The following is a 19,817-nucleotide window of genomic DNA, read 5'->3' on the forward strand; positions in this document are numbered from 1 at the left end:
AATGACGGGTTCAGGGACATGGGCAGAATGCATTCTCCGACATTCGATGGTCGTCACACGCGCTTCGTGCTGACGGCGTTTTTCGTGCGTCAGATCATGGCTCTGGCCGGTTTCGCTCTGCTCGCGACGATCGCGCTGGGCATTGCCGCTCTCGCCACATGGAATGTGGCGGATCCAAGCCTGTCCTATGCCACGGGGAACCAGCCCACCAATCTCTTGGGTTACAGCGGCGCCATCTTCGCCGATATCGTCATGCAGTTCCTCGGGCTTTCCGCAATCATTTCCCTTCTCCCGGTCATCGCCTGGGCAATCACCCTGATCGCCGGCCGCAAATTCAGCCGGATACCCGTCCGCCTCGTCGCCTGGGTCGCAGGTACCATCGTCTGCGCCGCCTCGCTCGGCTGTTTTCCCGCCCCCGTCACCTGGCCGCTGCCGAACGGCATCGGCGGTGTCATCGGTGACATGATTCTCCGCTTTCCCGCCCTTTTCATTGGCGCTTACCCGACCGGCACCGTTGCCACCGTGCTGGGTGCCATATTTGCAGCACCCGCCGCCTGGCTGATGCTGTTTGCCGCAGGCGTTGTCGGCGGCTCGGACGATGAACTCGAGCGGGAAGAACCGGCGCCGGTTGCGAACAAGGCTCGCGCCGCGCGTGAGGTCGAAGAGGATGACGAAGACGACGGTGAGGGCTTCTTCGCCAACATTCTCGCCTTCGGCGCGCTCACACATTACTGGTATACCACCCAGGCGCGCTTGCGCCGCCTGTTCGGCCTGAAGTCGAAGTCCCTGCACGATGAATTCGAACACCCCTACGATTTCAACGAATATGAATTCGGCACCCTGAACGAACCCTCCCGCCTGAAGACCGCAATCAACCGCCTCGACCAGCGCGCCGAACCATCTTTCGAGGAACGCGCCGCATCGCGTCGGCAGATGTCGCCTCCTTCCATCGCTCTCGATCATGACGGCGACATGGATGACGAGCCGTCTTTCGATGCGGACGGACGCCGTCTGCCGAGCGGCATCCTCTCGGACGACGACAATGCCGACGAAGCCGATCAGAAATTCACTCCCAGACAGGCGCCGGGACGCGGGCAGCCCAGAATAGCCGCCGCCTCCGCACGCCCCAAACCCAGCGAACGCGTGGCAAGGGAGGCGCAGGCCTCCTTTATCGCCGCCGACGGTTTCCAGCTGCCAACCGTCCATCTTCTGGCCGAACCCAAGAATGTCGTGCGCGATAATACGCTCAGCGCGGAAGTGCTGGAGCAGAATGCCCGCCTTCTGGAAGGCGTTCTCGAAGATTTCGGCGTCAAGGGCGAGATCATTCATGTCCGCCCCGGTCCGGTCGTCACGCTCTATGAACTGGAACCCGCACCGGGCATCAAATCCTCGCGCGTCATCGGTCTTGCCGATGACATCGCCCGCTCCATGAGCGCGATTGCCGCGCGTGTCGCCGTTGTTCCAGGCCGCAACGCCATCGGCATCGAGCTTCCCAACCAGACGCGCGAAACGGTGTTTCTGCGTGAGTTGGTCGGCAGCCGCGATTTCGAAAACAGCAAGGCCAAGCTCGCCATGGCGCTCGGCAAGACGATCGGCGGCGAGCCCGTCATCGCCGATCTCGCCAAGATGCCGCATCTGCTGGTCGCCGGCACCACCGGTTCAGGCAAGTCCGTCGCCATCAACACCATGATCCTGTCACTGCTTTACCGCCTGTCGCCGGAACAGTGCCGCCTGATCATGATCGACCCGAAAATGCTCGAACTGTCGATCTATGACGGCATTCCGCATTTGCTTTCCCCCGTTGTCACCGATCCGAAAAAGGCCGTCGTGGCCCTGAAATGGACGGTGCGCGAGATGGAAGAACGCTACAAGAAGATGTCGAAGATCGGCGTGCGCAATATCGACGGCTTCAACAGCCGCGTGCAGCAGGCGCTCGACAAGGGCGAAATCCTCACCCGCACCGTGCAGACCGGCTTCGACCGCCAGACCGGCGAGGCGATGTACGAGACGGAAGAGTTCGATCTGAAGCCCCTGCCCTATATCGTCGTCATCATCGACGAAATGGCTGACCTGATGATGGTCGCCGGCAAGGACATCGAAGGCGCGGTGCAGCGTCTGGCGCAGATGGCGCGTGCCGCCGGCATCCACGTCATCATGGCCACCCAGCGTCCGTCCGTCGATGTCATCACCGGCACGATCAAGGCGAACTTCCCGACCCGCATCTCCTTCCAGGTGACGTCGAAGATCGACAGCCGCACCATTCTTGGAGAGCAGGGCGCCGAACAGCTGCTCGGCATGGGCGACATGCTCTATATGGCGGGCGGCGGACGCATCCAGCGCGTACACGGCCCCTTCGTCTCCGACAACGAGGTGGAGGAAATCGTCGCCTATCTGAAGACACAAGGCTCGCCGGAATATCTTGAGGCGATCACCGAGGAAGACGACGAGGAAGGCAATGGCGGCGGCCCTGCTGGCGCTGGAAACTTCTCCGATTCCGAAGACCCCTATGATCAGGCCGTGGCCGTCGTGCTGAGGGACGGAAAAGCCTCTACCTCCTATGTGCAGCGCCGTCTTGGCATCGGTTATAACCGCGCCGCTTCGCTGATCGAGCGCATGGAGCAGGAGGGCATTATCGGCCCCGCCAACCATGCTGGAAAACGCGAAATCCTCGTACCAACGGAAGCAGACATCATCGAGCGGTAATGACATGTCGCCCGAAAGTGCTTAGCGGTTTCGGGGTAACGACATGCACAAAGCAAAGGCCCGACGCGTCGGGCAACCAAGCGGGGCTGAGAAGCGTTATTACACGCGTCCAACGTCATGAAGCCGCCGCCTTTTATGCGGACAATCGCTGCGATGAAGGAGAACAGAATGAACGACCTCACTACCGGCGAAACGGCCACCGCAAGCGCACCTGAAAAAGGGATGACGCGGCGTGGCGTGCTGACGGCATTTTCCATGGCTGCGGTCATGGCGGGCCTGTCGCCGCTTGACGCCTTTGCCCAGGCAGCCGGCAATGGCGCAACCGCACAGAAAATTGCCAATCATTTCTCGTCGGTCAAAACGATGATGGGCGAATTTGTGCAGTTTGGCCCGCGCGGCGAACAGACCGGCGGTAAATTCTACATCGAACGGCCGGGCAAGCTTCGCTTCAATTATGAAGACCCCTCACCCATGCGGGTCATTGCCGATGGCAAGAATGTGGTTATCGGCAACATGAAGCTGAAGACCTGGGATCTCTATCCGCTGTCCAAGACCCCTCTCAGCCTGCTTCTGTCCGACAAGATCGATCTCGGCAACCAGAAGGTCCGGAACGTGAAGGAAGAGTCAGACCTGACCACCATCGTTTTGGGTGACAAGAGCATCTTCGGCGATTCGACCATCACCCTGATGTTCGACCCGAAAACCTTCGATCTGAGGCAATGGACAACGACCGACGCCCAGAACAAGGACACCACCGTCATGATCTTCAACGTCCAGACGGGCGTGAACCTCGATGAGCGCGTCTTCAACATCAACTATGAGGAAGTGCGCAAGCGCGGCTGAGCACCGTCTATTTTGGAAAAACGGTTCGAAGGCGGCCTCGCGGTCGCCTTTTTCATTTTGCCGCTAAAATACATTCCCGTTTTCATCACGATGTTATAAGCCTGCGCCCCGGAAACATGTCTCGAAACAACGGGGTTCGGGGCAGCAAACGCGGAGCACATGCATGTCGTTTTCGATAACCACCTGGAACATCAACTCTGTCAGGCTGAGAATGCCGATCGTTGAGCAGTTTCTGGTGCGTTACAAACCCGACATTCTCTGCCTGCAGGAAACGAAATGCCCGAATGGCGAGTTTCCGATGAAGCCGCTGAAGGCACTGGGTTACGAGCACGTCATCATCCACGGCCAGAAGGGCTATCACGGTGTGGCGATCGCTTCGAAAATCCCGCTGACCGAAGACCACCGGCAGGACTATTGCGGTATCGGCGATGCGCGTCACATCTCGGCGATTTTTCAGGTCGGGTCGCGCCGCGTGCGGCTGCATAATTTCTACGTTCCGGCCGGTGGCGACGAGCCGGATCGGTCGATCAATCCGAAATTCGGCCACAAGCTCGATTTCATCGAGGAAATGAAGGCGCTGCGCGCCGATGGTGTGCCCGGCACTTCCTCCATCCTCGTCGGCGATCTCAACATCGCGCCGTTTGAAAATGACGTCTGGTCACACAAACAACTTCTAAAGATCGTCAGCCACACGCCTGTCGAAACCGACGGCATGCTTGATATCATGAAGCAGGGCAACTGGCTTGATCTGATGCGCCTGAACGTGCCGGAGACGGAAAAGATCTATACGTGGTGGAGCTACCGCGCCAAGGATTGGGAAGCGGCCAATCGTGGCCGCCGTCTCGACCATATCTGGTCGTCGCAGGATCTCGGCGCCTCGCTCGAAAAAATCGACATATTGCAGGAGGCGCGCGGCTGGAACCGACCATCGGACCACGTTCCGGTTACAGCCCATTTCCGGTTCTGAACCGGCATTTTCCGGACGATCTCAGACGAAGCGGTTCTGTAAACGGGCCGCACCCGCCGCGAGCGCGGCGATATTGTCACGGATGCGCGCCGACACGATATCGGCGACCTCCGGAAACTCCTCCACCAGCCGGTGAAAGAGGATGCGCGTTATCCGTATGACTTCGGAATCCTCCGCCGCAACGGCAGTGAATTTCCGTTCGCAGAGGGTGAAAAGGGCAAGCTCCGAAAGCAGCGCTCCCTTGCCCGGTGTCGCCTGCAGTTCGGGTTTGCCGTCTCGCCCCGCCGTAAAAAGCTCGAAATGGCCCGATGTCACCGCAAAGGCGCATTCCGCCGGCGAATGCTCCCGGAACAATGTCTGGCCCGCCGATACGCGGCGGCGCTCCGCACCGAAGGCGATGAGCCGCAACTGGTCGTCGCTGAAGCCAGCGAACAACGGCACTTGCCCCAGCAGCATGATATCGTCCGTCAAGGCCATGTCGTTCGTTACTCCGGAAAACCGCCTGCATCACTATAGCGGTTTTCCAATATCAGCCTTCAAAATACAAGACGTTAGAGCGCCGCGCGGTTTTTTCAGATGCGCCCGGCAGGCTCTAAGCCATCAGGTCCCTGTTCAGGGAACGATCTTGTAGCCGCCATTCTCGGTGACCAGAATTTCGGCATTGGAAGGATCCCGCTCGATTTTCTGACGCAGACGATACACATGCGTTTCGAGCGTGTGCGTCGTCACACCGGAATTGTAACCCCAGACCTCTTCCAGCAGGACGTCGCGGGTAACGACGGCGCTGCCAGCGCGGTAGAGATAACGGATGATCGCCGCCTCCTTTTCCGTCAACCGGATTTTCTTGCCGTCTTCGGTCGTCAGCAGCTTCTGGCTAGGCTTGAACTGATAGGGACCAACGGTGAAAACCGCATCTTCACTCTGTTCATATTGGCGAAGCTGCGCCCGGATGCGCGCCAGAAGCACGGCGAAGCGGAACGGCTTCGTCACATAATCATTGGCACCCGCTTCAAGCCCGAGGATCGTGTCGGAATCGGTGTCATGGCCGGTCAGCATGATGATCGGCGCTTTGAAGCCGCCCTTGCGCAACAGCTTCACGGCCTCGCGGCCGTCCATGTCCGGAAGGCCTACATCCATGATGAGGAGGTCAACCTGGGCGGTCTTGGCGGTCTGCATCGCCTGCGCGGCATTTGCACCGCTCAGCAGCGAGAATTCCTCATAGGGAGACAATTGCTCGGTCAGCGTCTCCCGAAGATCGTCGTCATCGTCCACCAGAAGGATTGTGCGAGCCGTCATTCGGATTCTCAGCCTTTCTTACTTTAGCGCCTCGGTTCAAAAAATCGGGCTCGATTTTAGGAAGGCACGAGGCGTAGTTTAAAAGAGTTAGAGCGCTCGCTGTGCATCGATAGTGACGCACGGCGCTCTAATTATCAGCCAATTCAGCGGTTTGCCGGTAAAAGGTCAACCCATTGCCATGATATAACGAAGTGCTATGACTTCACGTTAAATAACCTGCAAAGCAAAATCTCGTGAAAAACATGAGCAAACCCTCGCCAAGACAACGTAAACGCGCATCAACGCTCGTGGTTCGGCCGGCTCCCTCAAAAACCAGCCGTGCCATCGTCCAGCTCGGGCACCTCACCTTTCCCGCCGCGATCGGGCGCAATGGCCGCACCGCGATGAAACGCGAGGGAGACGGCAAATCACCCATTTCCCGCACCCGCCTGCTGTATGGATTTTATCGCGGCGACCGCAATACCGGCATCACCACAACATTGCCGATGCAGCGGACGCGCAGATCCATGCTATGGTGTGACGAACCCCGTAGCGCCAATTACAACAGGCTGGTCAAAACGCCCTTTGCGCCAAGCCATGAAGAAATGATGCGCAAGGACGGTCTCTACGACGTCTGCCTGGTGCTTGACTGGAACATCACCTCAAGAAGCCGCAACCGGGGCTCGGCGATCTTCATGCATTTGATCCGTCCGGGATATGAGCCGACCGCTGGCTGCGTCGCCCTCCACCCTAAAGACATGCGGCGTATTCTGCCCCACATGCGCAAAGGCACGAGAATCCGCATTCTTTGAAGCGCATCGTGCAATCGGGCAACAAAAAACCCGCCATTCGTGGCGGGTTTTTTTAGAAGGAAGAGGCCGGTTATTAAGCGGCTTCGTCCTGAGAATCGTCCTCTTCAACAGCCTTGCCACGCTTGGGGCCTTTGGCAAGGTTGACTTCCACCAGGCGAACAGCCTCGGTTTCGGACATCTTGTTGACGGCGGCAATTTCGCGCGCCATGCGATCGAGAGCAGCTTCATAAAGCTGACGCTCGGAATAGGACTGCTCCGGCTGATTTTCGGCACGGTAAAGATCGCGCACCACTTCCGCGATCGCGATAAGATCGCCGGAATTGATTTTCGCATCATATTCCTGGGCGCGGCGCGACCACATGGTACGCTTCACACGTGCCTTGCCCTGCACCACTTTCAGCGCCCGCTCGACAAAATCGCCTTCGGAAAGCTTGCGCATGCCGATGCTCACGGCTTTAGCGACGGGAACCTTAAGACGCATCTTGTCTTTTTCGAAATCGATGACAAAAAGCTCAAGCTTCATGCCGGCGACTTCTTGTTCCTCGATTGCAGAAATGGTACCGACACCATGAGCGGGATACACAATCGCTTCACCGGTCTTGAAACCGTGATGTGCTGGAGATTTCTTCTGCTGGGTCGTCATTCGTTCTAAAAACTCCCTGTTACATACCCGGCAATGCCGGGGTTGGGTCGGTCAGGCCCTGATGAGACGGGGGAACCGTCAAGTGACTCCGCACTGGTCCAGCCGTGTACGCAAAAAAACACCTTCCCGCATTGCGGGGTTCGATAACGTAAACGCTCGATATGTCACGGAAACCGCGTGCAAAAGAGGTGTTGCTTTCGTGGTGTTTTTGGGCACACAAATGCCACGCTGTGGATCAGTGTCGTTGGTGTACCACAAAAATAGGCGCAAATCAATAATTTGCTTCGACCGTGGCCGCAACATCACATGGCGGCTCAATAACCGCCTAAAAATTAGTCGCTAAAATACTGTCAAATGCTTCGCGACAGACCCTCATGGCAAAAGAAGCAAAAAAATTTCACTTACCAACCAAAGAAATACGAAAGCCTCTTAAACTCTTCGTAATTCCACGCCAATATCCGATTCGACTGAAAAGGCAAAATCCGTAAATTGACGGTGCTTTTTTACATTAAAGTGTGATTTTTGGAGGAATCCACGTCAAATGGGCTACAGAAATAATCCAAAACGCGAAAAACAGATCGAAAAAGCGCGCCAGCAGGCAATTGCCGAAAATGTCCAATTTCTTGATCCAGGTATTCTTTATGGAAGGGCAAGTGCCGACGATATAGAATATTATTCCGCCGAGATGCTGGCGGCCAGCGCGGCTCACAGTTTCCAGGCGCTTTCGCACTGGACCAGAGAGACGCCCCACATCAGCATCACCCAGGTGGAAGGCGTTTCACCGCGCGATATTCCGGTAACCGTCCTGACCATTATCGGCCGCAACATGCCTTTCCTTTATGATTCGGTCATGGGTGAGGTCACCAGCAGCTATCGCGGCCTTTATCTGGCAGTCCACCCCATCCTCGTGCATGATGACGACGCGCAGGCTGGCTACCGCCTTGCGGAACCCGAGGATGATCCCGCCGAGAATATCAGCCTCATCCAGCTGCATATCGCGCCGCTGACACAGCAGGCCGCCGCAGCGCTGGAAGAACGGCTGCGCTTTGTCCTCACACAGGTGCAATCCGCCTATCGTGACTGGCGGCCCATGCTGGCGAAGCTTGACGAGGCGCTGGACGAATTATCGAAGCGCGGCTCCTCGCGGCGCAAGACCGAGCGTACCGAAGCGGTCGAATTCCTCAACTGGCTTCGCAATGACAATTTCACCTTCCTCGGCATGCGGGATTACACCTATTCCGGCAAGGGGAAGAACGCCAGGATCGAACGCGGTGACGGCGTCGGCCTCGGCAGCCTGAGCGATCCGGATGTGCGCGTGCTGCGCCTCGGCAAGAACGCCGTAACGACGACGCCTGAAATTCTCGCCTTCCTGGATGGCCCGGATTTCCTCATCGTCACCAAGGCCAATGTGAAATCCATCGTGCATCGCCGCGCCTATATGGATTATATCGGCATCAAGCGCTTTGATGAGGACGGCAACGTCATCGGCGAATTGCGCATCGTCGGCCTTTTCACCGCCACCGCCTATACGCGTTCTGTTAAGCAGATCCCGTTGCTGCGCGCCAAGGTCGCGGATGTCGAGCGGCACTTCGGCTTCGATCCGAACAGTCACTCCGGCCGCATCCTGCAAAACACGCTGGAAGCCTATCCACGTGACGACCTCTTCCAGATCGAGACGGACCTTCTGATCCGCTTCATCGAGCAGATCATGGAACTGAGCGACCGGCCACGCGTGCGCGTGCTTGCCCGTATCGACCGTTTCGACCGCTTCGTCTCGGCCATCATCTTCGTGCCGCGCGAAGAGTATAATTCCTATGTGCGCGAGAAGATCGGCGATTATCTGAGCAGGGTCTATGACGGGCATATTTCCGCCTATTACCCCGCCTTCCCCGAAGGTGCAGTCGCCCGCGTCCACTTCATCGTCGGCCGCACGGAAGGCAAGACACCGCGCATCGCGCAGGACAGGCTGGAAGACGCCGTCAGCGATATTGCGGCACGCTGGATAGACCACCTCGTCACCCTGTCCGAACCGGGTGCGCCGGTGCTGGAGGTCGATCAGGCCTATCAGGAAGCCTTCGCGCCTGAAGAGGCGATCGGCGACATGCCGGACATTCTGGCTGCCGCCAATGGTGAGCCGGTCCGCATTGAATTCTACCAGCAGGAAGGGCAGTCGGCCGACACGCTGTCGCTGAAGATTTTCCACCGCGACGGCCATCTGCCGCTTTCGCGCCGTGTGCCGCTGCTCGAAAATCTCGGCTTCAACGTCATCAGCGAACGTACCTTCGATATCGGTGTCGTTTCAGATGACGGTAAGCGCGACATCGTGCTGCACGACATGGAGCTATCCGTCGCGGCGGGCACGACACTCGACCTGCCGCATTACGGACCGAAACTCGAGGAAGCCTTCCTTGCCGCCTTTTCGGCCAAGGTTGATAATGACAACTTCAATCGGCTGATCCTCGCCTGCGGCCTGTCCGTGCGCGAAGTCTCTGTTTTGCGCGCCTATGCACGCTACCTTCGTCAGACCGGCATTGTTTATTCGCAGGAGCATATTTCCGAAACGCTCTTCAAATATCCGGCCATTTCCCGTAATATTTTCGCGCTGTTCAAGGCTGGCTTCGACCCGTCTATCGACGAAAAGAAGCGGCTGAAGAAACTTGCCGAAATACACAAGGCGATCGAAGCGGCATTGAGCGGCGTTCCCAATCTCGATGAAGACCGCACGCTGAGGCGTTACGTCAACGCCATCGACGCGACGCTGCGCACCAACTACTTCCAGAAAAATGGCGACGGTACGCCAAGAGACCTCCTGGCGTTCAAGTTCGATCCGAAACATCTGGACGGCCTGCCTGATCCGCGTCCCTTCCGCGAAATCTTCGTCTACGGAACCGAGGTCGAAGGCGTGCATCTGCGCTTCGGCAAGGTCGCACGCGGCGGTCTGCGCTGGTCGGATCGTGGCCAGGATTACCGCACCGAAGTGCTCGGCCTCGTCAAGGCGCAGCAGGTCAAGAACGCGGTGATCGTGCCCGTTGGCGCAAAGGGCGGTTTCTTCCCGAAGAACCTTCCCGCCGGCGGCTCCCGCGATGAGGTCTTTAATGCCGGACGCGAGGCCTACAAGACCTATATCCGCACCCTGCTCTCGATCACCGACAATATCGTCGATGACGCCATCATACCGCCTGCCGATACGCTGCGGCTCGATGGTGACGACCCCTATTTCGTCGTTGCCGCCGACAAGGGGACAGCGACGTTCTCCGACACGGCGAACGGCCTTGCCCGCGACGCCGGCTTCTGGCTGGACGATGCCTTCGCATCGGGTGGTTCGGCCGGTTATGACCACAAGAAGATGGGCATCACCGCACGTGGCGCCTGGGAGACGGTAAAGCGCCATTTCCGTGAAATGGACACCGACATCCAGACCACACCCTTCACCGTGGCCGGCGTGGGCGACATGTCCGGCGACGTTTTCGGCAACGGCATGCTGCTGTCGGAAAAGATCAGGCTGATCGCCGCCTTCGATCACCGCGATATCTTCATCGATCCGGATCCCGATACCGACAAGTCCTTCACTGAGCGCAAACGGCTTTTCGAACTGCCGCGCTCCAGCTGGCAGGATTATGACCGCTCGACCCTCTCCGGCGGCGCGATGATCATCTCGCGTTCCGAAAAATCGGTAACACTGACGCCGGAAGCCGTGGCCGCCATCGGTCTCGACAAGTCCGTCGCCACGCCCTTCGAGATCATGACCGCCATTCTGAAGGCGCCGACCGATCTCCTCTGGTTTGGCGGCATCGGCACCTATATCAAGGCGGCGGTGGAAACCAATGCCGAGGTGGGTGACAGGGCAAACGACCCCATCCGCGTCAACGCCACCGAACTGCGCGCCAAGGTCATCGGTGAAGGTGCCAATCTGGGCATCACCCAGAAGGGCCGCATTGCCTATGCGCTTTCGGGCGGACGTTGCAACTCCGATGCCATCGACAACTCGGCCGGGGTGAATTCCTCCGACGTCGAGGTCAACATCAAGATCGCCCTCGCCTCCGCCGTCAATACCGGTCGCTTGACGATGCCGAAGCGCAATCAGCTTCTTGCCTCCATGACGCCGGAAGTGGCGCAGCTGGTGCTGCGCAACAACTACCTGCAATCGCTGGCGATCTCGCTGACGGAACGGCTGGGGCTCGCAAACCGCGAAGAACTTGGCCGCCTGATGGGCGCGCTGGAGGCAACCGGTCAGCTGAACCGCAAGGTCGAAACCCTGCCTGATAATGCCGAGTTCAGCGAAAGATATGCCTCTGGCAAGCCGCTGACCCGACCGGAAATCGGTGTGCTTCTGTCTTATGCCAAGCTGACGCTGTTCGACGCACTGGTGGCAAGCCCGCTGCCGGATGAGCCTTATCTCCAGCATCTGCTCGTCGACTATTTCCCGGCCAAGATGCAGAAGAACTATGCGGACGATATCAAGGCGCATCGCCTGCACCGTGAAATCGTTGCAACCGCGCTCGCCAACGCCGTGGTCAACCGCGGTGGTCCGGGCTTCGTGCAGAAACTTGGCGATGCAAGCGGTCTTCTGGCAGCTGACGTCGTCAAGGCGGCCGTCATCGTCGAGGATGGTTTCGGCCTCAAACGTCTGTGGAGTGAGGTCGACGCGCTTGATGGCAAGATCGGGGGACAAGTCCAGAACGGGCTTTATGCCACCATTGCCCGCATCTTCTCCGATGCAAGCAGGCTTTACCTGCAGACCCGAAGCGCAGGCGCTGCAACAGGCGACATGGCGACCGAGATCGAGCGCCTGAAAACCGCCATCAAGACGCTGTCGCCTGCAGCGGCAAAATATCGCCGCGAGCTTGGCGTCACGGAAATCGACGGCGTTCCTTCCACCCTTCTGGAAGAGCTGGATACGCTTTCCCTGCTGGTCTATGTGCCAGAGATCATGCGTATCGCCGAAAGTGCGGGCACGACGCTTGCCCGCGCCGCCGAAAGCTATGCCACCGTTTCCTCGACCTTCCGTGTGGCACGCCTGCTGGACGCCAGTCAGCGCATCGCACCGGCCGATCATTACGAGAGCCTAGCTCTTCTGCGCAGCCAGGACCAGATCTCCTCCTCCCGACGCCGGATCGTCATCTCTGCGCTGACGGAATATGCAAAGGAGAAAGATCCGGTTCAGGCCTGGTATGCCGCCGACCGCGTGCGGGTGAACCGCATCGTTTCCGAGCTGGGTGCACTCAGCGAAAGTGGCGATACCAACCTCGCTCGCCTGACGGTGGCGGCGGGGCTGCTTTCCGATATCGTTCAGGCGCGCTGATCGGCAGTCTTAAAAACGCCATCCGGGTTACCGACCCGGATGGCAAAAAACGAAGCGGATGACCGGCATCCCGCACTCTATTCTCCCCGATTATCCGATAGGACGATGAATGACTGTCCCCTCCCCAAACGCGGAAACAGTGGTTGCCAAACGCGGCATCTGGGGCTGGGTCATGTTCGACTGGGCGGCGCAGCCGTTTTTCACGGTCGTCACCACGTTCGTTTTCGGGCCTTATTTCGTCGCCCGTCTCACCGATGATCCGATTTCAGCACAGGCGACATGGAGCAATATGGCGACGGTCTCCTCGATCATCATCGCCCTCTTCTCCCCCATCCTCGGCTCCATCGCCGATCAGTCCGGCGCACGCAAACCGTGGATCGCCTTTTTTGCCGTCATCAAGATCGTCAGCCTCTTTTTCCTCTGGTTTGCAGCGCCAGGCTCACCGCTTATCCTGCCGATCATCTGCATGATCCTCGCCTCCATCGCGGCAGAATTTTCTATCGTCTTCAACGACTCCATGATGCCGCGACTGACCAACCCGCAAAATGTCGGGCGCATTTCCAATCTCGCTTGGGGGCTCGGTTATCTGGGCGGCATGGTGGTGCTGATTGCGGTGGTGACGCTTCTGGCCGCCAACCCGCAGACCGGGCTGACCATCGCCGGCATCAAACCACTTTTCGGTCTCGACCCGGCAACCGGCGAGGACGCCAGAATAACCGGTCCGCTCGCTGCGCTCTGGTATCTCATCTTCATTCTGCCGATGTTTCTGTTAACCCCGGACGCCGAAAAGGGCCTGCCCTTTGCAGCGGCGATCCGCTCGGGCCTTTCAGAACTCAAGATGACACTCCGCGAACTGCGTTACCGCCCGACGCTGTTGCGGTTTCTGATCGCGCGCATGCTCTATCAGGATGGCGTGAACGGCGTGCTCATTCTGGGCGGAGCGTTCGCCGCTGGCATGTTCGGTTGGGCGACGATGGAAATCGGCCTCTTCGGCATTCTCCTCAACGTCGTCGCCATCGCAGGCTGCTTTGCCGCCGGGCGGCTCGATCAGAAACTCGGATCGCGCATCACCATCCTCATCAGTTTGGTGCTGCTGCTGCTCGCCACGCTCGGCATCGTCTCCACGGAAAAGGGCTCGACCCTGTTTGGCTGGATACAATTATCGACGGCGGACAATGGCGGCATCTTCGCGACAGGCGCGGAAAAGGCCTATCTGCTGTATGGCGTCCTGATCGGCCTCGCCTTCGGCCCCGTCCAAGCCTCGTCCCGCTCTTATCTCGCGCGCAATATCACCGTGGCAGAAGCGGGCCGTTATTTCGGCATTTACGCGCTTTCCGGGCGTGCCACGAGTTTCATGGCGACGCTGTCGTTTTCCATAGCAACCTATATAAGCGGCTCCGCCCATATCGGCATGGCCACGCTCATCGTATTTCTGGGGGCTGGATTTCTACTGTTGCTGCGCGTGCCGGAAAGAACGGCAGGCTGAAAGTTCGAAGCAGCAGCCGATGCGGTTGATCAAACCCGACATCGGCCCGCACAAGACAGATCAGAGCTGATCCAGTTTTTGCTGCAATGCGCGCAGCTGTGCCTTCAGCTCATCGATTTCGGACGCGTTCGGCTTGCGGGTCTCCTTCGGTGCCTGCGGCATTGCGAAAGGCGTGAAACCCTGCATCGCCTGCCGGAACAGTTCCGTATTGCGGCGGATCTGTTCTTCCATCATCTGCAGCGGCGCCTGAAAATTCCGGGCAAGCGAACCGTCGCCGAACGCCTTAGCCATATGCTCCTGCATCTGGCTCTGCTGATCCGAGAATGTCTTCATCGAATGTTCGAGAAATGTCGGCACGACCATCTGCATCTGATCACCGTAGTAGGAGATCAATTGCCGCAGAAACGCCGTCGGCAGTAACGTATTGCCGGTTTTGGCTTCCTGTTCGACGATGATCTGCGTCAGAACCGCATGGGTGATGTCTTCGGACGACTTGGCATCCTGAACCTTGAAGTCCTCGCCGCGCTTGACCATCTGCGCCAGATCATCGAGCGTCACATAGGTGCTGGTGCCGGTATTATAGAGCCGCCGGTTGGCGTATTTTTTAATGATTGTTTCGCCGTCGTGTTTCGCCATGCCCGCCTCCTCGCGATGATGGTATTTTCTTTTTTTTGGTCTTAGTGCTCTTCCCGGCGCAAAGTGTATGCGCAAAACGAGCCCTCTGACAAATGTTTTGTGCATCGCAACAGTTTGTTTTTTGCGCAGCAATTTTCCGCAAGATTCCCGGGTGATTTAGCAATATCTTTTAAAGCAACCTTCGGCATTTGACTTGTATTGAAAGCTTTGCCAGTCTCCGCCCGCATGTGAGGAGAATAGAGATGACCCTGCCTTCAATCGTGATTGCCAGCGCCGCGCGCACCGCTGTCGGTTCCTTCAATGGCCACTTCGCCAACACACCCGCCCACGAGCTGGGGGCAACCGTCATCAATGCCGTGCTGGAACGCGCGGGTGTTGCGGCAAACGAAGTCGATGAAGTCATTCTTGGTCAGGTGCTGACGGCTGGCGAAGGGCAGAATCCGGCCCGGCAGGCGGCTATGAAAGCCGGCATTCCGCAGGAGGCGACCGCCTTCGGCCTCAACCAGCTCTGCGGCTCCGGCCTGCGCGCCGTCGCCCTCGGCATGCAGCAGATCGTTACCGGCGATGCGGCCATTATCATCGCCGGCGGTCAGGAATCCATGTCCATGGCGCCCCATTGCGCACATTTGCGCGGCGGCGTGAAAATGGGTGATTTCAAGATGATCGACACCATGCTGAAGGACGGCCTGACCGACGCATTCTATGGCTATCACATGGGTATCACCGCCGAAAACATCGCCCGCCAATGGCAGCTTTCCCGCGATGAACAGGATCAATTTGCTGTCGCATCGCAAAACAAGGCCGAAGCGGCACAGAATGCCGGCCGTTTCGCCGATGAAATCGTCGCCTTCACGGTCAAAGGCCGCAAGGCCGATATCGTCATTGATGCAGACGAACATATCCGCGCCGGCGCTTCGCTGGAAACCATGGCAAAGCTTCGCCCCGCTTTCGACAAGGAAGGCACGGTGACAGCAGGCAATGCCTCCGGCCTGAATGATGGCGCAGCCGCCACACTTTTGATGTCGGAACAGGAAGCGGCAAGGCGCGGCATCAAACCGCTGGCGCGCATCGCCTCCTGGGCGACGGCGGGCGTCGATCCGCAGATCATGGGAACCGGCCCCATCCCCGCCTCCCGCAAGGCGCTGGCCAAGGCCGGCTGGTCGATCAACGATATTGGTCTTGTCGAGGCCAATGAAGCCTTTGCCGCCCAATCCTGTGCGGTCGTGCGCGAACTGGGCCTTGATCCTGATATCGTCAACGTCAACGGTGGTGCAATCGCCATCGGCCACCCGATCGGCGCTTCCGGCGCACGCGTCCTGAATACGCTGATTTTCGAGATGCGACGCCGCAACGTGTCCAAGGGCCTAGCAACACTATGCATCGGCGGAGGCATGGGCGTCGCCATGTGCATTGAGGCGCTCTGAAACGGCTGCGTGGCTTTCCAAAAATCAATTCCTGTTCGGCGAACAATAGGGTAGAAGCAGCCTCCCATTGGCCGTATTTCTGTGGCCGTTGAGCACGGCAAAAGCAGTTCAGGACATGGAGGCCGATATGAGCCGGGTTGCGTTGATTTCCGGCGGGACGAGCGGCATAGGCGCCGCAATTGCCCGCGCCTTGCAGGCGGCCGGCTACCGGGTGGCCGTCAACTACGCTTTCACGACCGACAGGGCTGAAGCCTTTCAGAAAGAAACCGGCATCCCTGCTTTTCAGTGGGACGTTCGCGACTACGACGCCTGCGTCGACGGCATTGCAAAGGTGGAAGAGGCCTTCGGTCCCGTCGAGGTTCTCGTCAACAATGCCGGCATCACCCGTGATGCGATGTTTCACAAGATGTCGCCGCAGCAATGGCGCGAGGTGATCGACACCAACCTCACCGGCGTCTTCAACATGACGCACCCCGTCTGGCCGGGCATGCGCGAGCGCGGTTTCGGCCGCATCGTCAATATTTCCTCGATCAATGGCCAGAAGGGGCAGGCGGGGCAGGCCAACTATTCCGCCTCGAAGGCAGGCGATATCGGCTTCACCAAGGCGCTCGCCCAGGAAGGCGCCAGCCGCAACATCACCGTCAACGCCATCTGCCCCGGTTATATCGGCACGGAGATGGTGAGAGCGATACCGGAAAAAGTGCTTGCCGAACGGATCGTCCCGCAAATTCCGGTCGGGCGGCTGGGCGAACCGGAAGAAATCGCCCGTTGTGTCCTGTTTCTCGTTTCCGACGACGCCGGTTTCATCACCGGCTCCACCATGACGGCCAATGGCGGGCAATATTTCGCCTGAGATCGGTTACCCGTCACTTCGGTGGCAGCTAAATCAGTAAACTTTTTGTGATAATTGCTCCGGCGAATTTGCCGCACACAAAAACTTGAGCACGAGGCACTGGAAAGATCGAAGCGCTAAACCAATGAAAATACGATAGTTTTTGTATAGTTTAGAATGAGTCTAGAAATTCTGCGCTGATACAAAAAGAGGTTTTTCTTGACATTTGGTGTCTTGTTTTGGTTTAAGAACGAAAACAACGTGTTGCGTCATACAGGCAGTCCATCATGCTGGTTTGCAGCTGCAATTACATCACCGATCACGATATCCGGGACGTCATCAACGAACTCCTCGACGAGGACTGTTGGCAGTTGATCGTTCCTGCGAAAGTGTATCACGCCATGGAAAAACGTGGTCGCTGTTGCGGCTGTTTTCCGACCGTTGTCGACCTGATCATCAAAACCACCGAAGAATATCACGCCCGTCGCCACTCGACTGAGGCCGATGTTTTTGATTTTATGTCCCGCTTGAAGCGATTCCATGAAGAGAACAGGAGAGCGGACATTGAAAGGCGACAAAAAAGTCATCGAGCGGCTTAACGAGGCCCTTTTTCTCGAACTCGGTGCGGTGAACCAATATTGGCTTCATTACCGGCTGCTGAACGACTGGGGCTACACAAAGCTCGCAAAGAAGGAGCGCGCTGAATCCATCGAAGAGATGCAGCACGCCGACAAGATCATTGATCGTATCATCTTCCTCGAAGGTCATCCCAACCTTCAGACGCTGGCTCCGCTGCGCATCGGCCAGAACGTCAAGGAAGTGCTGGAAGCTGATCTCGCGGGCGAATACGACGCGCGGACCTCCTACAAGAAGTCGCGTGACATCTGTTCCGAGGCCGGAGACTACGTCTCCATGAAGCTGTTTGAAGCCCTGCTGATCGACGAAGAAGGCCATATCGACTTCCTCGAAACTCAGCTCGATCTGCTCGGCAAGATCGGCGTGGAAAAATATGGTCAGCTCAACGCCGATTCCGCCAACGAAGCGGAATAAGCTTTCGACATTGGATAAAGAAAAGGCGGCCCATGGCCGCCTTTTTATTTACTTGCCGGAGAGGTACCGGAACTCTGCGACCACCTGCTCGTAGACCGCGCGCTTGAATGGCACGATCAAATCCGGAAGGCTTTCCATCGGCTTCCAGCCCCAGGCATCAAATTCAGCCGTGTGGCCCGTCGGTGGCGGGTCGATCTGGATTTCACTTTCATCGCCTTCGAAGCGGAAAGCGAACCAGCGCTGCGCCTGCCCGCGATATTTGCCCCTTAGACCGATGCCGATCAGTTCGGGCGGCAGATCGTAGTTGATCCAGTCACTCGCTTCCGCAAGCAAAGTCACCGTCTTCATTCCGGTTTCTTCGTAAAGCTCACGAATGGCGGCCGTCAAAGGCCGCTCGCCATCATCGATACCGCCCTGCGGCATCTGCCACAATTGCGGTGAGCCGTCATATTCGGAATTACCTTCGCTGATGCGCCGGCCAGCCCAGACAAGGCCTTCGGCGTTGAGAACCATTATTCCCGCACAGGGGCGATAAGGCAAATCTTCTGCTTTGATTGTCATGGGGAACCTGCATTGCTGAGCGCCGCAAAGGCGCATGAAATAGCCGTGCAGAAGGTTTACTGCCCAGCCTGCTGCGAAACAAGCGCAGAAACGCCAACGATCTCGATACCGCGCCCACCGGCTTCCCGCGACCATTTGGAAATCGCGGCGATGCTTTCGTCGAAAGCCGAAGCCACACCAATCGCCTGACCGTTGCGGCGTGCAATTCGCTCCAGCTCATCCAGCTTGCGCAGGATGGCGCTTTCAGTCACTTCACCATCGAGCAGAACATCGGCAAAACCCTGCGGCGCGGAGATCGCCTTGGCAATTCCGCCGCTCAACGACTGTGCCGATGAAGCATCATCCAGAAACAGCAACCCGCGCTTGCCGATATCCCGCATCACCGGCTCCAGCGCCGCCTGTTCGGCGAGGAAACGCCCGCCAAGATAGTTCATGATGCCGGTATAATTGGTGATTTTCGCCATGGAGCGATGCAGCCGGTCGATGTTGACCTTTGCAGGATCGCCGGCCAGCAGCGTGTCCGGTCCGGGATTGGTACCGGGATAACCGAAAGGCTCCAGCGGTATCTGCAGAAGGATTTCATGGCCCTGGCGACGCCCTTCCTGCATCCAGCGCTGCAGGCTATTGCCGCTTGCGGCAAAACCAAGCGTCACCTCCGGCGGCAGATCCCGGATCGCTTTTTGCGAACCCGTCTGGCTGAGGCCGAGGCCGCCGACGACGATCGCCACCCGAGTGCCACGGGCGCCCGACCAGGGCCGTGCATATTGCTCCATCGGCCGCAGGCCATCGGCGCCAACGACCGGCAGTCTTCCGAAAGCGGACTCTTCCAGCAACTCCTCATTGGGACGAGTGGCCATGCGCGGGTCCTGACCATAGGTCTGGCCACTCATCAGCACCGGCCCGTTGGCATCGCGGGGCCTCGGAGAATAGACCGATACGACATTGCCGTCCGGCATGGTTTCCCGGTTGATATTGGCGCCGGAGCGGCCGCTTTCCGGTTTCAGGCCGGCCGTCCCAGCAGAACCTACCCCATCGACAGCCGCCGTTTCAGGCGTGCTTTGGGGCCGCTGCAGCTGAACATCTGGTCCCAACGCCGTCTTCTGCAGGTTGCCTGGCGAAAGCGCCGTATAGACGGAGAGCCCGCCGATTGAGAAAACCGCAAGCACGGACAAAACCATAATGACGGAAAAGCGCCGGTTGATGCCGACGCTTTTTTTCTGACGACCCAGAAGCGGTTTTCGCAGGTCCGAAGGCAATGAACGGTCCGTCCAAACGGTCAAAGC

The 19,817-nt window shown here is 58.3% G+C and carries 16 protein-coding genes; 10 read left to right on the top strand and 6 right to left on the bottom strand.

The window, feature by feature from the left end:
- The first annotated feature begins 27 nt into the window (after positions 1-27).
- The 3 genes from FCH38_RS15745 (at position 28) to FCH38_RS15755 (ending at position 4,513) form a co-directional block, all read left to right on the top strand.
- Entirely contained in the window at positions 28-2,703 is a 2,676-nt protein-coding gene (locus tag FCH38_RS15745) for a DNA translocase FtsK (RefSeq protein WP_174374316.1), read from the top strand.
- 117 nt (positions 2,704-2,820) lie between these two features.
- Complete coding sequence (locus tag FCH38_RS15750) at positions 2,821-3,546, top strand: outer membrane lipoprotein carrier protein LolA (RefSeq protein WP_174374317.1); 726 nt, start codon at positions 2,821-2,823, stop codon at positions 3,544-3,546.
- A 163-nt stretch (positions 3,547-3,709) separates the two neighbouring features.
- Entirely contained in the window at positions 3,710-4,513 is an 804-nt protein-coding gene (locus FCH38_RS15755) for an exodeoxyribonuclease III (protein ID WP_052818693.1), read from the top strand.
- A 21-nt stretch (positions 4,514-4,534) separates the two neighbouring features.
- Here the strand turns inward: FCH38_RS15755 and FCH38_RS15760 are convergent, their stop codons facing one another.
- Together FCH38_RS15760 and FCH38_RS15765 are read right to left on the bottom strand one after the other, a co-directional pair.
- The gene (locus FCH38_RS15760; protein ID WP_046799641.1) at positions 4,535-4,990 is read right to left on the bottom strand and encodes a cyclic nucleotide-binding domain-containing protein; all 456 of its coding nucleotides are present in this window, start codon (positions 4,988-4,990) and stop codon (positions 4,535-4,537) included.
- Positions 4,991-5,125: 135 nt separating this feature from the next.
- Positions 5,126-5,809 carry a response regulator transcription factor gene (locus FCH38_RS15765; RefSeq protein WP_003492637.1) on the bottom strand — a complete coding sequence of 228 codons (684 nt, stop codon included), beginning with the start codon at positions 5,807-5,809 and terminating at the stop codon, positions 5,126-5,128.
- 242 nt (positions 5,810-6,051) lie between these two features.
- Between FCH38_RS15765 and FCH38_RS15770 the strand changes: the two genes are divergently transcribed.
- Positions 6,052-6,600, top strand: a complete 549-nt coding sequence (locus tag FCH38_RS15770) for a L,D-transpeptidase family protein (protein ID WP_174374318.1) — start codon at positions 6,052-6,054, stop codon at positions 6,598-6,600.
- A gap of 73 nt (positions 6,601-6,673) precedes the next feature.
- Here FCH38_RS15770 and FCH38_RS15775 read toward each other — a convergent pair whose 3' ends face one another.
- Positions 6,674-7,243, bottom strand: a complete 570-nt coding sequence (locus FCH38_RS15775) for a CarD family transcriptional regulator (RefSeq protein WP_004444078.1) — start codon at positions 7,241-7,243, stop codon at positions 6,674-6,676.
- Positions 7,244-7,784: 541 nt separating this feature from the next.
- Here FCH38_RS15775 and FCH38_RS15780 point away from each other — a divergent pair.
- Together FCH38_RS15780 and FCH38_RS15785 are read left to right on the top strand one after the other, a co-directional pair.
- Positions 7,785-12,545, top strand: coding sequence for an NAD-glutamate dehydrogenase (locus FCH38_RS15780; protein WP_174374319.1), 4,761 nt, complete (start codon positions 7,785-7,787; stop codon positions 12,543-12,545).
- Between the two features lie 109 nt (positions 12,546-12,654).
- Positions 12,655-14,031, top strand: a complete 1,377-nt coding sequence (locus tag FCH38_RS15785; protein ID WP_153515453.1) for an MFS transporter — start codon at positions 12,655-12,657, stop codon at positions 14,029-14,031.
- A 60-nt stretch (positions 14,032-14,091) separates the two neighbouring features.
- Here FCH38_RS15785 and phaR read toward each other — a convergent pair whose 3' ends face one another.
- Positions 14,092-14,667 (bottom strand): polyhydroxyalkanoate synthesis repressor PhaR, encoded by a 576-nt coding sequence (gene phaR, locus FCH38_RS15790; RefSeq protein WP_003520279.1) that lies wholly within the window; start codon positions 14,665-14,667, stop codon positions 14,092-14,094.
- 242 nt (positions 14,668-14,909) lie between these two features.
- On the opposite strand from phaR, the gene FCH38_RS15795 reads away from it, so the two are divergent.
- The 4 genes from FCH38_RS15795 (at position 14,910) to bfr (ending at position 17,973) form a co-directional block, all read left to right on the top strand.
- Positions 14,910-16,091, top strand: a complete 1,182-nt coding sequence (locus tag FCH38_RS15795) for an acetyl-CoA C-acetyltransferase (RefSeq protein ID WP_174374320.1) — start codon at positions 14,910-14,912, stop codon at positions 16,089-16,091.
- A gap of 127 nt (positions 16,092-16,218) precedes the next feature.
- The gene (gene phbB, locus FCH38_RS15800) at positions 16,219-16,944 is read left to right on the top strand and encodes an acetoacetyl-CoA reductase (protein WP_174374321.1); all 726 of its coding nucleotides are present in this window, start codon (positions 16,219-16,221) and stop codon (positions 16,942-16,944) included.
- Positions 16,945-17,210: 266 nt separating this feature from the next.
- The gene (locus tag FCH38_RS15805; RefSeq protein WP_080600126.1) at positions 17,211-17,522 is read left to right on the top strand and encodes a (2Fe-2S)-binding protein; all 312 of its coding nucleotides are present in this window, start codon (positions 17,211-17,213) and stop codon (positions 17,520-17,522) included.
- Positions 17,488-17,973, top strand: a complete 486-nt coding sequence (gene bfr / locus FCH38_RS15810; protein ID WP_046799648.1) for a bacterioferritin — start codon at positions 17,488-17,490, stop codon at positions 17,971-17,973. Before FCH38_RS15805 ends, bfr begins: the two co-directional genes overlap by 35 nt.
- Positions 17,974-18,021: 48 nt before the next feature.
- Here the strand turns inward: bfr and FCH38_RS15815 are convergent, their stop codons facing one another.
- Together FCH38_RS15815 and FCH38_RS15820 are read right to left on the bottom strand one after the other, a co-directional pair.
- Positions 18,022-18,534, bottom strand: coding sequence for an RNA pyrophosphohydrolase (locus tag FCH38_RS15815; RefSeq protein ID WP_174374322.1), 513 nt, complete (start codon positions 18,532-18,534; stop codon positions 18,022-18,024).
- Positions 18,535-18,590: 56 nt separating this feature from the next.
- Positions 18,591-19,790 carry a divergent polysaccharide deacetylase family protein gene (locus FCH38_RS15820; RefSeq protein ID WP_174374323.1) on the bottom strand — a complete coding sequence of 400 codons (1,200 nt, stop codon included), beginning with the start codon at positions 19,788-19,790 and terminating at the stop codon, positions 18,591-18,593.
- Positions 19,791-19,817 lie beyond the last annotated feature (27 nt).

It is taken from the genome of Agrobacterium tumefaciens (assembly GCF_013337285.1).
Classification (GTDB): Bacteria; Pseudomonadota; Alphaproteobacteria; order Rhizobiales; family Rhizobiaceae; genus Agrobacterium; species Agrobacterium burrii.

What these genes read in the sequence shown, in the direction of transcription:
- FCH38_RS15765 (WP_003492637.1), bottom strand. Translation starts at nt 5,809, where the DNA reads ATGACGGCTCGCACAATCCTTCTGGTGGACGATGACGACGATCTTCGG.
- FCH38_RS15770 (WP_174374318.1), top strand. Translation starts at nt 6,052, where the DNA reads ATGAGCAAACCCTCGCCAAGACAACGTAAACGCGCATCAACGCTCGTG.
- FCH38_RS15755 (WP_052818693.1), top strand. Translation starts at nt 3,710, where the DNA reads ATGTCGTTTTCGATAACCACCTGGAACATCAACTCTGTCAGGCTGAGA.
- FCH38_RS15775 (WP_004444078.1), bottom strand. Translation starts at nt 7,243, where the DNA reads ATGACGACCCAGCAGAAGAAATCTCCAGCACATCACGGTTTCAAGACC.
- FCH38_RS15750 (WP_174374317.1), top strand. Translation starts at nt 2,821, where the DNA reads ATGAAGCCGCCGCCTTTTATGCGGACAATCGCTGCGATGAAGGAGAAC.
- FCH38_RS15815 (WP_174374322.1), bottom strand. Translation starts at nt 18,534, where the DNA reads ATGACAATCAAAGCAGAAGATTTGCCTTATCGCCCCTGTGCGGGAATA.
- phaR (WP_003520279.1), bottom strand. Translation starts at nt 14,667, where the DNA reads ATGGCGAAACACGACGGCGAAACAATCATTAAAAAATACGCCAACCGG.
- FCH38_RS15785 (WP_153515453.1), top strand. Translation starts at nt 12,655, where the DNA reads ATGACTGTCCCCTCCCCAAACGCGGAAACAGTGGTTGCCAAACGCGGC.
- FCH38_RS15805 (WP_080600126.1), top strand. Translation starts at nt 17,211, where the DNA reads ATGCTGGTTTGCAGCTGCAATTACATCACCGATCACGATATCCGGGAC.
- FCH38_RS15795 (WP_174374320.1), top strand. Translation starts at nt 14,910, where the DNA reads ATGACCCTGCCTTCAATCGTGATTGCCAGCGCCGCGCGCACCGCTGTC.
- phbB (WP_174374321.1), top strand. Translation starts at nt 16,219, where the DNA reads ATGAGCCGGGTTGCGTTGATTTCCGGCGGGACGAGCGGCATAGGCGCC.
- FCH38_RS15780 (WP_174374319.1), top strand. Translation starts at nt 7,785, where the DNA reads ATGGGCTACAGAAATAATCCAAAACGCGAAAAACAGATCGAAAAAGCG.
- FCH38_RS15745 (WP_174374316.1), top strand. Translation starts at nt 28, where the DNA reads ATGCATTCTCCGACATTCGATGGTCGTCACACGCGCTTCGTGCTGACG.
- FCH38_RS15760 (WP_046799641.1), bottom strand. Translation starts at nt 4,990, where the DNA reads ATGGCCTTGACGGACGATATCATGCTGCTGGGGCAAGTGCCGTTGTTC.